We start from the raw sequence: 13,304 nt of genomic DNA on the forward strand, positions 1-13,304 counted from the left end.
CCCCCCCCCCGCGCCCCCCCCCCCCCCCCCCCCCCCCCCCCCCCCCCCCCCCCCCCCCCCCCCCCCCCCGCGACCGGCGGCCGAGTGCTGCTCTACGAGCCCGACTGGCAGGACGAGCCGGTGGACTTCCTGGCCGCCGCCGGCCTTGAGTTCACCGCGACCCCGGGCGTGCGCACCGCGCGCCGGGCGCTGGCCAGCGTCGAGGGCGAGCCGCCCGCGCTCTTCGTCGGCGTCCAACTCGACCGCCCCGACCCGCAGGCCCAGGCGCAGGTGGCGGACGCGCTCGGCCGGGCGCTCGGCGCGGTCCCGGTGGCCTGGCCGGTGCAGTTGTTGCTGCTGGACATAGCCCAGGACCCGGTGGCGGACTGGATTCTGGGGCGTGTGCGTCCGTTCTTCGATCGGGACGTATGACGTCGCCGGTGAGCTGTCGACGGGGACTCGTAAGCTGGTTGGATGACCGGACGGGGCGTGCGATGGCGCCCCGCCCAGCGGCTGAGAGAAGGGGCGTAACCAGGTGAGCGCGGGCGCGGACAGGGGGGTGCGCAGCGACTCGTATCTCGGCGGCGGGCGAGGCGGGGCGGGTGAGCCCGCCGGGCGGGTCGAAGAGGCGCTGGGGCACGTCGCGCCCGGCCGCTTCGACGCGTACGAACGCCTGCTGCACGCCCTCGTCGACGGGCAGCTCTGGATGCTGCTGTGGCAGGGCGGGCCGGGTTCGCCCGACGCCCAGTACGGAAACATGGACATCGAAGGCCACGGCTACGCCCCCTGTGTGACCTCGCCGCGGGAGCTCGCGGCCAGCGGTTGGAGCCGCGCCCACGAGGTGGGCGGCGGCCGGCAGGTGGCCACCGCGCTCTTCCCCGACCGCTGGGGTCTGTGGCTCAACCCGCACGCCCCCGGCGGCGGCGTCGGCATCCCCTGGCTCGACCTGCGGCGGATCGCCACCGGCCTGGACCGACTGCCCGCAGGCCCCCTCCGGTTGAGCGAACCCACCATCGAACTGCACCAGTTCTACGCGCTGCTCGGCCAACACGCCCACCGCACGCCCGCCGTACGCTCCCTGCGTCGCGCCTGGGTGCAGCCCGCGCTCGGCAGCCCGTACCTGGCGATCGGCCTCGATCTGTACGACACGAGCCAAGGCGCCGTGGAATCCGTACGGTTGATGATGCGTCAGTCCATCGGTGCGGTGCCCGACGGGCTGCCGGTCTCCACGGTTGCGATGGCCGACGCGTACGACCCGGTGGCGATGTGGCTGCGGGCCAACAGCCGCCCCTTCTTCGACCGCGACCTCTACGGCCCGGCCCCCGCGCCCACCGCCGGATACGGCTACCCGCCCCAGCCCCAGCCGTACTGAGCCGCTGGCCGCTGCGCCCCGTGTGGGGGAGCGCTTTGCAAGGGGCGGGTGCTCCGCAGGTGGAAAGTGGCGTGGGTGTCGCGCGGGGTGCCCCGCGACCCCAAATCGACCTGTACCACCCCGCACTTCCGCGTACCACACCGTAGCGATCCCTACTGATCCGTACCGCCTTGCAAGGGTTGTCGCTGCCCGTAACGCCTCGTACGGCCTGGTGCTGTCCCGTACTACCTCACACCATCTCGTATCACCTCACACCATCTCGTACGACCTCGTGGCGTCCCGTACCGCCTCGTACGACAGTGAATCCCCCCTGGGCATCACCAGACGGCCAGATGCCCGCAGATGTCCGCGATGTGACCGCCGTACGGGGCGAGTTGGTCGGCGACGGGCCACATGTGGTCGCGGGGGCGTGGCCGGGAATGGGTGTGCGCCGGTGGCGCCCCGGTGTCAACCCCAGAAATGTTCGGCGGCCGGGTCGCCGCCGCCCGGGTGTGCGCCGGTGGCGCCCCGCCCCGTCCAGCGTGGCGCGAAGGAGGCTCTCCGTCCGGCCGCCGCATCGTCGAGCGGCCCGTCAGACGTGCTGATGGCGGGCGCGTACCCGGCCGGCGCCGCCCCGCTCATCCGTCAACACTGTTCGGATAACGGAACCTTCCTGGCCACATCACAGTTGCGCATCCATTACCGATGAGGTCTGGCGGGTGATCGCAGCAGCGTTGAAGACTCCCGCTCCAGGGGTCGTGTGGCGCGTCACACGATCCGAACGGGTGACGCGCTGCGAGTGAAATAACCGGTCCGTCCGCACTCGTGCACCGAACCCGTGCCAGCGTTCTCGCGCGGCGGCCCCGCGCCGTCGTGCGAAGGGACATCCGCAACCCGGCTCTCGCGCCACCGTTCGCGCAGCGCCCGTCCCGCTCGGCCCGCGTGTGCACCAACTCGGCAGTACCCGGCTCCACCGTCTGCTCAACCGCACGTCGCACCACCGCAGTCCAGCAGCCTCTGCACCAACTGATGTGAACCAAGCCGCTACAGCGGCGGTCGTGGGCCGGTCACTGCCGGCCCGAGAGGGGTCCCCACCACGATGACGGCACCACTGCACGACACGAGCGCGGAGAAGACCGCGGCTGTCGATGTCGCGGCTGACGCCCCGGCCAAGGAGATCTCCGGGCGCTCGCCCGCCCGCATCGCTTGGGCGCGGCTCAAGCGGGACAAGCTCGCGCTGGCCGGTGGCTGCGTCGTGCTGTTCCTCGTCCTGGTCGCGATCTTCGCCCCGCTGATCGTCAAGCTGCTCGGTCACCCGCCGAACGAGTTCCACGACGACCCCGGCACCGTCGACGCCCTGCTCGGCGGCCAACCGGTCGGCGACTGGGGCGGGATCAGCAAGGACTTCCTGTTCGGCGTCGAGCCGAGCAACGGCCGCGACACCTTCAGCCGGGTCGTCTACGGCACCCGGATCTCGCTGATCGTGGCGTTCCTGTCGGCCGTCGTCGCCGTCCTGCTCGGCACCGTCCTCGGCATCATCGCCGGCTACTTCGGCGGCATCGCGGACGCGATCATCAGCCGCACCATGGACCTGCTGCTGGCCTTCCCGCAGTTGCTGTTCATCCTGGCGCTGGTCTCCGTGGTGCCCAGCGAGCTGTGGGGACTGAGCGGTTCGGGCGTGCGCATCGGCGTGCTGGTCGTGGTCATCGGCTTCTTCGGCTGGCCGTACGTGGGCCGCATCGTGCGCGGCCAGACGCTGTCACTGCGCGAACGCGAGTACGTGGAGGCCGCCCAGAGCCTGGGCGCCGGACGCCGCTACATCCTCTTCAAGGAACTGCTGCCCAACCTGGTCGCGCCGATCACGGTCTACATGACCCTGATGATCCCGACCAACATCCTCACCGAGGCCGCCCTGAGCTTCCTGGGCGCGGGCGTCAAGCCCCCCACTGCCTCCTGGGGCCAGATGCTGTCGACGGCGGTGCGCACCTACGAGATCGCACCCATGTTCATGATCTTCCCCGGCCTGGCCATCTTCGTGACCGTGCTGGCCTTCAACCTCTTCGGTGACGGCGTCCGCGACGCCCTCGACCCCAAGGGGAACCGTTGACCCCATCGCCCCACTCGCAGTGCAACAACGCTAGGCAAAGAAACGTCACCACCACGGAGGTTGCGAGATCGTGACAACCCATCGCACATCGAAGCGCAGACTGGCCGTAGGGTCGGCCGTCGTCGTCGCGGCTCTGCTGACCACCGCTGGTTGCGGAGGCGGTGACGACAAGAAGAAGGGCGACGGACCCGGCTTCAACGCCGCGCAGAACAAGATCGCCAACCCTTCCGACAAGAAGGGCGGCACGCTCAAGTTCATCGGCACGCAGGACGCCGACTCATGGGACCCGCAGCGCGGCTACTACGGCTTCGTCTGGGACTACGCGCGCTTCTACACGCGTCAGTTGATCACCCACAAGTCGGCCCCGGGCGAGCAGAGCCAGGAGCTCGTGCCCGACATGGCCACCTCCCGGGCCAAGATCAGCGACGGCGGCAAGCGCTACGAGTTCACCCTGCGCCCCGACCTGACCTGGCAGGACGGCAAGCCGATCACGTCCAAGGACGTCAAGTACGGCATTGAGCGGATCTGGGCCCAGGACGTGCTGTCCGGCGGCCCGATCTACCTCAAGGAGGTCCTCGACCCCAAGGGCGAGTACAAGGGCCCGTACAAGGACAAGGACCCGAACAAGCTCGGCCTGAAGGCCATCGAGACGCCGAACGACACCACCATCATCTTCAAGTTGCCCAAGCCCAACGGCGACTTCGAGCAGATGCTGGCGATGCCGGCGGCCTCCCCGGCCCGCGCGGACAAGGACACCGGCTCGCGCTACGGCCAGAAGCCGTTCTCCTCCGGCCCGTACCAGTGGGTCTCCTACACGGCCAACAAGTCGATGGAGCTCACCCGCAACCCCAACTGGAAGCAGAGCTCGGACCCGGTCCGCAAGGCGCTTCCGGACAAGGTCACGCTGACCCTCATCAGGAACTCCGATGAGATGGACAAGCGCCTGATCAAGGGCGACTACGACGTTGACCTGAACGCCACCGGCATCGGCCAGGCCGGCCGCGTGGAGGCGCTGCGCAAGCACCGCGGCAACCTGGACAACCCGCTCACCGGCTTCATCCGGTACGCGGTCTTCCCGCAGGACGTCGAGCCGTTCAACAACATCGAGTGCCGCAAGGCCGTCATCTACGGCGCCGACAAGAAGTCGCTCCAGACCGCCCGCGGCGGCCCGCAGGCCGGTGGCGACATCGCCACCAACATGCTCCCGCCGATCGTCAAGGGCTCCGACCCGAAGTACGACCCGTTCGGCGCGGTCGCCAACGGTGGCGCGCCCGACGTGGCGAAGGCCAAGGACGCGCTGAAGAAGTGCGGCAAGCCCGACGGCTTCAAGACCACCATCGCGGTGCGCAACAACAAGCCCGTCGAGGTCGCCACCGCCGAGTCGCTCCAGGCGTCGCTGAAGAAGATCAACATCCAGGTCGAGATCGAGCAGTACGACGGCTCGCAGACCTCGGGCATCATCGGCAACCCGGAGTACGTGAAGAAGCACAACTTCGGCATCATCATCATGGGTTGGGGCCCGGACTTCCCGACCGGCCAGGGCTTCTCGCAGCCGCTGGTGCACAGCAAGTACATCCTGGACAACGGCAACAACAACTACAGCATGCTCAACGACCCGAAGATCGACCAGCTCTTCGAGAAGGCCCAGGCCGAGCTGGACGAGAACAAGGCTGCCAGCATCTACACCGAGATGAACAAGCTGGTCTCCGAGCACGCCGTCTACCTGCCGTTCGTCTTCGAGAAGAACATCATCTGGCGCAGCAGCCGACTCACCAACGTCTACACGTCCGACGCCTACAACGGCCGTTACGACTACCAGGCGCTCGGTGTCGTCAAGTGATGATCACCCCCACCCGTATCCGCAGGTCTGGCGCTTGGCCAGCCGCCCCCCGGCGCACCCGCCGCTAGGCACGAAGGGCAGGTGAGGGCCGCGTACCGCGGCGGGGGGGGGGGGGGGGGGGGCGGGGCCCCCCCACGACCAGCGCCGCGCGCACTACCTGGCGCTACGGGCCGCGGGGGCACCCGGCTCACCGGAGTAGCCGCCCCGCCCCGACGGGCCCGGCCCACTCCAACCGACCCGCTCCACCCCTGGCACCCCAGGCACCCCAGGCACCCCAGGCACCCCAGGCACCCACGAGAGGTAGCTCACACCCGTCCCCGTCACACCGCTCCGCGCCATTTCGTCACAGGGGTGTAGCCACCGAGAACGACACGGGAGTGAACGATGGATGCTCGGTTGAACTTCTTCGCAAGCCCGCAGGCGATGGCGTCCGTGAAGCACCTGATCGCGGCCGGCAAGGTGTTCGCGGACGGGCCGTTGCCCACGGCGACAAGGGAGTTGGTGCTGTTGCGGGTGAGCCAGATCAACGGCTGTGCCCGCTGCGTCGAGATGCACACCAAGGAGGCCGAGCACGAAGGGGAGAGTTCGGCGCGGCTGCACCTGGTCGCGACCTGGCGGGAAGCCACGCTCTTCACCCCCGCCGAGCGGGCCGCGCTCGAACTCGCCGAGGAGGGCACCCGCATCGCGGACGCGGCCGGCGGGGTCTCCGACGAGGTGTGGGCCGAGGCCGCCAAGCACTACACGGAGGCCGAACTCATCGCCCTCACCGGCATCATCGCCGTCACCAACGCCTTCAACCGGTTGAACCTCATCACCCAGCAGCCGGCCGGCGACTACGTGGTCGGCCAGTACGCCCACCTGTCGTAACCGGCAGCGGGCGGCCCGGCCGGGCACACCCCACCCGGCGGTGCGCCCGGCCGGCGAGCACCACGCCCGCTCCCCGGCCACGACCGCGTACGGAAGAAGAACGGTTGAAGAGGGAGCCGGCACCGGCAGTGCCGGCCCCGGGCAAGGAGCGGGCGCGTCGGCCCCCACGGGGGAGGGGGGCCGAAGGATCGCCGGGCCGGACCGCGCGACGGGGGTGGTCCGGCCCGACGACGCACCGCGCGCCGGGCCGGGGACGGGCGCGCGGTACGGGCGACTCCGGGTAGGGCCGGCTGCGGTACCGGCGGCTACCGCCCGGCCACCGCCCCGCCGCCGGTCTCCACGTCGTCCGCGATCTGCTCGTGATGGCGGATGACCTCGGCGATGATGAAGTTGAGCAGTTTCTCGGCGAACCCCGGGTCGAGCTTGGCGCTCCCGGCGAGTTCGCGCAGCCGGGCGATCTGCCGGGCCTCCCGCGCCGGGTCGGCCGGGGGCAGCTTGTGGTCGGCCTTGAGCCGGCCCACCCGCTGGGTGCACTTGAAGCGCTCGGCGAGCATGTGCACGACGGCGGCGTCGATGTTGTCGATGCTGTCCCGCAGCCGCGACAGTTCGGCACGTACCGCCGCGTCGTCCACGGCGGAGGTGTCGGCTCCGGCGGCGGGTGGCCCGGGCGGGCCCGGCGGGGTGCTGGGTACGGACGGATCAGGCTGGTCGTTCATGGCGTGGGTCTCCCGATGCGGTCACGGGCGGCAAACGGCGCCACGCTAACAGGGCACCCGCCGACGTGATCGCCCACCCGGCCACCGCACGACGGCCCACGGCCCGACCCACCGCCCACGCCCGCGTCCGCGCCGTACGACGCACCAGGCCCGCCCCCCGAGAAGGCGCGGATGCCAGGCCCGAGCGCCCCGCCCCGCCCCCACCCGCGGGGGCCCGCACCAGAGCGCATCCCTGCGGGCAGGCAGCGGCGCGTCATGCCGATGCCGCGCGGCAGACCGGTGCGGTGGGGCAAACCGATGCGGTGGGGCTACCGACCCCCGGATGTCCGACGGCGGGGTCCGGACCACGCGCACGCCCTCGGCCCGTTCGACCCCGCACCCGCCACCGCACCGCGCGCCGCACTGCACCACGCCCCGGGACACCGTCCGCGCGGGGCCGGGACCAGCGGCGACGACCGGTCACGACCCCGCGGGGATGTGGCGGAACCTGCGCTACCGGCCGACGGCGAGCGGGCGGGCTGCTACCTCGGGACACGGGGGCAACCACCCACCGGGCCGGCGGGCCAGCAGGACCGACAAGCGCAAGGCAGGGCCGGCCAGGCTGACAGGGCCGGCAAAGGGGACCTCCTCGTACGGCGTCCGCACCCCCCCACACCCACCCGCGCTGCGGGAGCCGCGGCCGGTCGGGGGCGGGGCGGTGGACTCCCGGCCGCGCCCCGGGCAGGCTGCCCTGATGATCGCGAAACTCCAGTGCACCGTCATCGACTGCCCCGACCCCACCGCGCTCGCCACCTTCTACGGGCACGTCCTGGGCCGGCACCCGGTCACCGACGACGCCACGTGGACGACCCTCACCGCACCCGACGGCCAACAGATCGCCTTCCAGCAGGTCGCCGACCACCGCCCGCCGCGCTGGCCCGACCCGGCCCACCCGCAACAGTTCCACCTCGACTTCGAGGTCGAGACGCGCGAAGACGTCATCCGCGCCCGGCACGAGGTGGAGGCCCTGGGCGCCACCTTCCTCCACGACTCCGGCGGCGCCCGCTCCGGCTTCCTCACCTTCGCCGACCCCGCTGGCCACCCGTTCTGCCTGTGCTACGGCCAGGGCCTGCCGCCCGCGGCGGACGCGGGCTGAGCGCGCCCCGCCCGGCCCCCGCGGACGTCACCGCGCGCACGCCCGCGGGGGCGATCAACCCGCACACCGAGCCGGCGGCGATCCGGGATCACCGCCCGCGCGCCCGCGGGGCGACGGCCCGCCGCCCCCTCACCCCCCGTACACCACCTCGCCGTCGAACACCGTCATCCCCACCGGCACCTCGGCGATCTCCGCCGGCGGCGTGGTCCGCAGGTCGGCTTCGAGAACGCACAGGTCGGCCACCTTGCCCACGGTCAGCGAGCCCTTCCAGGACTCGGCGGCGTCCTGCCAGGCGCCGCCGGTGGTGTACGCGGCCAGGGCCTGGTCCAGGGTCAGCCGCTGGTCCGGTCCGTGCACCTCGCCGCAGGCGCCGATCCGGGTGGTCAGCGCGCTGACGCCGGCGCGCCAGTTCGGCGGGTTGACCGGGGCGTCGGAGCTGCCGACGAAGGGGACGCCGGCGTCGACCGCCGAGCGCCAGGGCACGAACGCGTCGCCCTCCGGGCCCTGCGCCGCCCCGTGCACCACGTTGGCCCAGCTCTGCGCCTGCGGGCCGAAGCCGATGCCGTGCTCGGCCAGCGTGGGCAGCAGGCCGGGCGGGGTGAACGGGCCGTGCATCAGGACGTGGCGGGGCTCGGCGCGCGGATGGCGGCGTACCGCATCCACGAACGCGGCGACGACCGTGGGCACCCACCGGTAGCAGTGCACGCCCACCTGATAGCCGGCGGCGTGCGCGATGCGGATCATCTCGGTGAGCTCGGCGGCCCGCTCCTCGTTGGTGGCGCCTTCGACGAGCAGGTCGCCGCCGCTGTCCGAGAACAGCTTGACCCCGCGCACCGCGAGCCGCCGCGGGTCCACCCCGGTCGGCGGCGTGAACGCGTCGAGCGCGGCCCGCACGGCTGCGGCCGAGCCGCCCGACTGCGAACAGGGCAGGAACAGCGTGTTCACCCGCGCCCGCAACCCGCCCGACCTGGCCAGCTCCGCGTACGCCGCCAGGGTCTCGGTGCCCTGCGTGCCGCCGCCGAGCCCTTCGCCGCCGGGGCCGAGGCCCGGATCGGTGAAGCTGGTGATGCCCTGCGCGTGCAGCCGGGTGACCGCGTCCGCGATGGCCTCCTTGCGCCGCTCGCGGGGCCAGGGCGGCAGGATCAGTTGGACCAGGGCCTGCGCCCCGTACCGCAGGACGCCGGTGGGGCGCCCGTTCGCGTCGTACTCGACGCCGGGCGTCCGCGGGGCGTTCGGCCCGGCGTCGACGATGCCGGCCAGCGCCAGGGCGCGCGAGTTGACCGCGCTGACGTGGTAGCCGCTGTCCTGGAGGAAGACCGGGTGGTCGGGCGAGACGCGGTCCAGGTCGTCGCGGTTCGGGCCGCGCTGGTCGGTCAGCCGGCTCGGGTTCCAGCCGGAGCCGCGCACCCACTGCCCGGCGGGCACCCGCGCGGTCTCTGCGGCCACCGCGGCAACGATGTCGGCGATCGAGCGCACCGCGCTCGGACCCAGGTCCAGCGCGTACGGCGGCAGGTTCAACCGGTAGACGGCGGTGTGCAGATGGGTGTCGTTGACGCCCGGCAGCAGGGTGCGGCCCCGCAGGTCCACCACCTGGGTGCCGGCCCGCGCGAAGGCCCGGGCGCCGGAGTCGTCGCCGACGTACACGATCGTGCCCGCCCGGACGGCGACGGCCGACGCGCTCGGCCGCGCCGGGTCCATCGTCCGGACGTCGCCGTTGCGGAACACCAGGTCGGCAGGGCCGTCCCCGGCCGCGGCCCGCTGCGAGGCGGCGGCGAACGCCGGCCCCGCAGCGGTGAACAGCGAGGCCGCGGCGGCGGCGCCGAACAGCCGGCCGGCGTTACGCCGGGTCAGCCCCGCCGCGGCCCGACCGGCGCCGGCACCGGCACCGGCAGACTCGGGTACGGCGCCTTCGGGCAGGACGCGTTCGGAAGTGGCGCGTTCGGAAGTGGCGTGGTGCGCGCCGGCGCGGTCAGCACCAGGACGTTCGGCACCGGGGCGTTCGGAGGCGGCACGCTCATCAGACGCAGACATCGGACAGGTCTCCCGTTCGGCGAGTAGGGACGTGCGATGGCCGAGCAAACGAATGTCCGGATGATCAGTTGGCGGTCAGCACCACGTCAAGCATCCCGACACCGCGTCGACTTGATGTGACCACCTGGCTCAACTCGACATTCCTGGCCGCTGTCAGGCATCGCGCACGGGGCCGCGGCCGAGGGCGCCCGCCCATCCCCCACCCCGGCCCCCTCCGAGACCGCCCGGGTCCACGACCACCACCCAGTTCGTACGCACCGGACTCCCCCACCCCGACCACACCAACCCGCACCGCGCCCCCACCCCCGTGACACCATGCGCCCCATGCCACCCACACCGCCCGCACAGCCGTCACCGCAGCCACAGCCCTCACCGGAGCCGCCGCCGCAGTCGGCCGTCCCACCGTTCAGCGCGGCCCTGCACGCCCGGCTCGGATCGCCGCGCGAGCCCGAACTGCTGGAGTCCAGCCCGCGGTCACGGGTCTGGCGGGTCGCGTTGGACGCCGGGACCGCGGTGGTCAAGCAGGTGGTGGACGGGGTGGACGCGGCGGACGCCGATGAGCGGTACGGGCGCGAGGTGGCCGCCCTGCGGATGGCCGGGCGGGCGGTGGACCCGGTGGTGCCCGCGCTCTGGGGCACCGACCCCGAGCAGCGGCTCATCGTGCTCGAACACCTCACGCACCGGCCGCCGGCGCCGGACTGGATCGTGGCCTACGCGCGGGCGCTGGCCCGACTGCATGCGAGCGCGGGGCCCGAGGTGACCGACGCGCTGCCGCGGTGGCAGGGGCCGACGGAAGCCGACGTCGCGGCGTTCCTCGCGCTGGCCGACGCGCTCGGGGTGGCGGTCGCGCCGGGCGTGGCGGACGAGTTGCACGCACTCCTTGTGCGGCTGGCCGCGGCGCCCGGCCGGGCCCTGCTGCACGGGGACCCCTGCCCGGGCAATGACCTGCACACCGCGTGCGGCGTCAGGTTCATCGACCTGGAAGGGGCTTCCTGGGGCAGCGGCCTGGTCGAACTCGCCTATCTGCGCATCGGCTTCCCCACCTGCTGGTGCGTCACGGCGGCCGAACCCGCGTTGCTCCAGCGGGCCGAGGGCGCCTACGCCGACACCTGGCGCGAGCTGACCGGCGAACCGCTCGACCCGGACCTCACCGACGCCTGCGCCGGCTGGCTGAGCCGCGGCGACGCCCTGGGGCAGCGGGCCCTGCGGGGCCCGGTCGACCAGTTGGCGCGGCTGGTGCACGAGGACTGGGAGTGGGGCACCTGCACGGCACGCCAGCGCCTCCTCCACCGGCTCGCCGTGGTGGCTGAACTAACCGAGGAATCGCGTGTGTTGAGCGCGTTCGGCGCCCTGTGCCACACCCTGCACCAGCAGGCGCGGGACCGCTGGCCCACCCTGCTGCCCGTACCGACCCGCCGCCCCTGACCACCGGCACCGTCGGGGCCCGGCCCACGCGCCGGGGCGCGGGCCCGCCGCGTACCGGAACCAACCGGAAACACAGCCCGGCGCACCCGGCCGGACCACACGCCAGGGACACGGCCCCCGCACACCGGGGACACGGCCGCCCCACGCACCAGGCACACAGACGGGCCGCGCCCGGGAGGGGGCGCGGCCCGTGCCGTACGGAGGTGCCGTCAGCTCGCCGGTGACCGCCGGTCGCAGGTCACCCGGCGTGCCGGGTCAGCGGCGGAGCGAGCTGGCCGCGGACTTGATGGCCGAAGAGAAGTAGCTCACCTGGGTGTAGACACCGGGCTTGCCGGCGCGGGCGCAGCCCTCGCCCCAGCTCACGATGCCGACCTGAATCCACTCGCCGGCGCCGTCCTTGCGGAACATCGGGCCACCGGAGTCACCCTGGCAGGTGTCGACGCCACCCTGCTGGAGGCCGGCGCAGATCTCCTCGTTGGCGATCAGACCGCTGTACGAGCCGCCCGCGGCCTTGCAGGTCGCGTCGCTGATGAAGGGCACCTTGGCCTTGAGCAGGTAGCGCTGCTGGGCACCGCCCTCGCGGTTGGCGCCCCAACCCGCGATGTCGAAGGTGCCGTTGTCGTACGTCGAGTTGGTGGCGATCTTCAGGGTGGGCTGGTTGATCGGCTTGGCCAGCTTGATCAGGGCCCAGTCCTTGCCGTTGCCGTTGTAGCCGGGGGCCTGGAGCACGCGCGTGGACTTGACCTTCACCGCGCTGGAGCTCTGGAGGTCCACGGCACCACCGGTGACGGTGATGCTGGTGTTGGGGCCGCTGCCGTCCACACAGTGCGCGGCGGTCAGCACGATGTCCTGGGCGTAGAGCGCGCCACCACAGCCCATCGACAGCCGGACCATGAACGGGAACTCACCCTGCGCGGCCCGGGTGCCACCCACGACCCGGGTGCTCGGACCGCTCGGGTCGCTCTGCGCCATGGCGGTGCTGGGGCTCAGGCTGACCGCGGCCAGCGCAACGGCGCCCGCGACGACGCATCTCTTCAGGTGCTTGATGAGCTTCAACGGATGTCCTCTCGTGGGTGGTTAGCACACAATTGGCAGAATCATGACAACCAGAATCCGGTTACCGCTGCCACAACACATCCCTGAAGCGTGGAACAGCGGACCGCACGACGTCCGGATTCATTGGAACAAGACCGTGAAAGTGCCGCTCGAATTATGTGGAGCCTGTGCACGCGCTGGCAAGGGTCATGTTCCAGACACCACAGAAGATTTTCCAGACAGATTCCACAGGCGGCGCTGGCGCCTGCCGCATTACCGGGCATGCATAGCGATCACCTCGCGCCGCACTCTCCGCTATGCGGACACAAGGGGTTCAACAGGCCCCCGAACCGGCCCCGCACCGCCCCGCGAGCAACCTCAGCGATGCGCCATCACCGCAGTTCAGAGCGGGCGAGAAGCACCACACGAGCAAGCCGGCAGCAGCCCCCGAAACCGCGCGTTCCGGGCCAGTCACCCCACGCCCCGACATCGCCCGAAGGCCCCAAAGGCTCATTACGAGAAAGCCGTTGGAGGCGTTCATGGAAATGCAGTAGAGGCGAAACACCACACCGCAATCCATGGCCGACAATGCCCGCTCACCGTAAGCGGGCATGCGAAATTCCACGTACGCGAAATGCGCGTACGCGGAATTGATCGGGCGTCCGTCGGGCCGTTCGCAGCGCGGAACGGGCAACGGGGAACGCGGCGGCCGCCCCCCCCCCGGGGGGGGGGGGGGTGGGTTTTTACCCTCTTGCGCGGCCCGCGCTAAGGCGTTTGGTGGTGTCGGGGGGGGCCCGATCGGTTAAAAAAAAAGGGGG

The 13,304-nt window shown here is 71.9% G+C and carries 10 protein-coding genes; 7 read left to right on the plus strand and 3 right to left on the minus strand.

The features are described 5' to 3' along the window. The 5 genes from AAHZ94_RS15980 to AAHZ94_RS16000 form a co-directional block, all read left to right on the plus strand. On the plus strand, positions 1–411 hold a 411-nt coding region (locus tag AAHZ94_RS15980), incomplete at its 5' end, for an enhanced serine sensitivity protein SseB C-terminal domain-containing protein (protein ID WP_349993551.1). A gap of 199 nt (positions 412–610) precedes the next feature. After that, on the plus strand, positions 611–1,351 hold the full coding sequence (locus AAHZ94_RS15985; protein WP_349993560.1) for an enhanced serine sensitivity protein SseB C-terminal domain-containing protein: 741 nt from the start codon (positions 611–613) through the stop codon (positions 1,349–1,351). Positions 1,352–2,429: 1,078 nt separating this feature from the next. Further along, entirely contained in the window at positions 2,430–3,437 is a 1,008-nt protein-coding gene (locus AAHZ94_RS15990) for an ABC transporter permease (RefSeq protein WP_349993552.1), read from the plus strand. 70 nt (positions 3,438–3,507) lie between these two features. Continuing rightward, positions 3,508–5,277: an ABC transporter substrate-binding protein gene (locus tag AAHZ94_RS15995; RefSeq protein WP_349993553.1), complete on the plus strand. Its 1,770-nt coding sequence runs from the start codon at positions 3,508–3,510 to the stop codon at positions 5,275–5,277. Between the two features lie 384 nt (positions 5,278–5,661). Then, positions 5,662–6,144, plus strand: a complete 483-nt coding sequence (locus AAHZ94_RS16000; RefSeq protein ID WP_349993554.1) for a carboxymuconolactone decarboxylase family protein — start codon at positions 5,662–5,664, stop codon at positions 6,142–6,144. Positions 6,145–6,449: 305 nt separating this feature from the next. On the opposite strand, the gene AAHZ94_RS16005 is transcribed toward AAHZ94_RS16000, so the two are convergent. Then, positions 6,450–6,860, minus strand: coding sequence for a chorismate mutase (locus AAHZ94_RS16005; protein ID WP_349993555.1), 411 nt, complete (start codon positions 6,858–6,860; stop codon positions 6,450–6,452). Between the two features lie 733 nt (positions 6,861–7,593). Between AAHZ94_RS16005 and AAHZ94_RS16010 the strand changes: the two genes are divergently transcribed. Next, positions 7,594–7,995, plus strand: coding sequence for a VOC family protein (locus AAHZ94_RS16010; protein WP_349993556.1), 402 nt, complete (start codon positions 7,594–7,596; stop codon positions 7,993–7,995). Positions 7,996–8,124: 129 nt separating this feature from the next. Here AAHZ94_RS16010 and AAHZ94_RS16015 read toward each other — a convergent pair whose 3' ends face one another. Beyond that, a complete protein-coding gene (locus AAHZ94_RS16015; RefSeq protein ID WP_349993557.1) occupies positions 8,125–10,026 on the minus strand; it encodes an amidohydrolase in 1,902 nt (633 codons plus the stop codon). A 324-nt stretch (positions 10,027–10,350) separates the two neighbouring features. On the opposite strand from AAHZ94_RS16015, the gene AAHZ94_RS16020 reads away from it, so the two are divergent. Next, entirely contained in the window at positions 10,351–11,451 is a 1,101-nt protein-coding gene (locus AAHZ94_RS16020) for an aminoglycoside phosphotransferase family protein (RefSeq protein WP_349993558.1), read from the plus strand. 255 nt (positions 11,452–11,706) lie between these two features. Here AAHZ94_RS16020 and AAHZ94_RS16025 read toward each other — a convergent pair whose 3' ends face one another. Further along, positions 11,707–12,507 (minus strand): S1 family peptidase, encoded by an 801-nt coding sequence (locus AAHZ94_RS16025; protein ID WP_349993559.1) that lies wholly within the window; start codon positions 12,505–12,507, stop codon positions 11,707–11,709. Positions 12,508–13,304 lie beyond the last annotated feature (797 nt).

Origin of the sequence: Streptomyces sp. HSW2009 (assembly GCF_040240285.1) — a bacterium.
GTDB lineage: Bacteria > Actinomycetota > Actinomycetes > Streptomycetales > Streptomycetaceae > Streptomyces.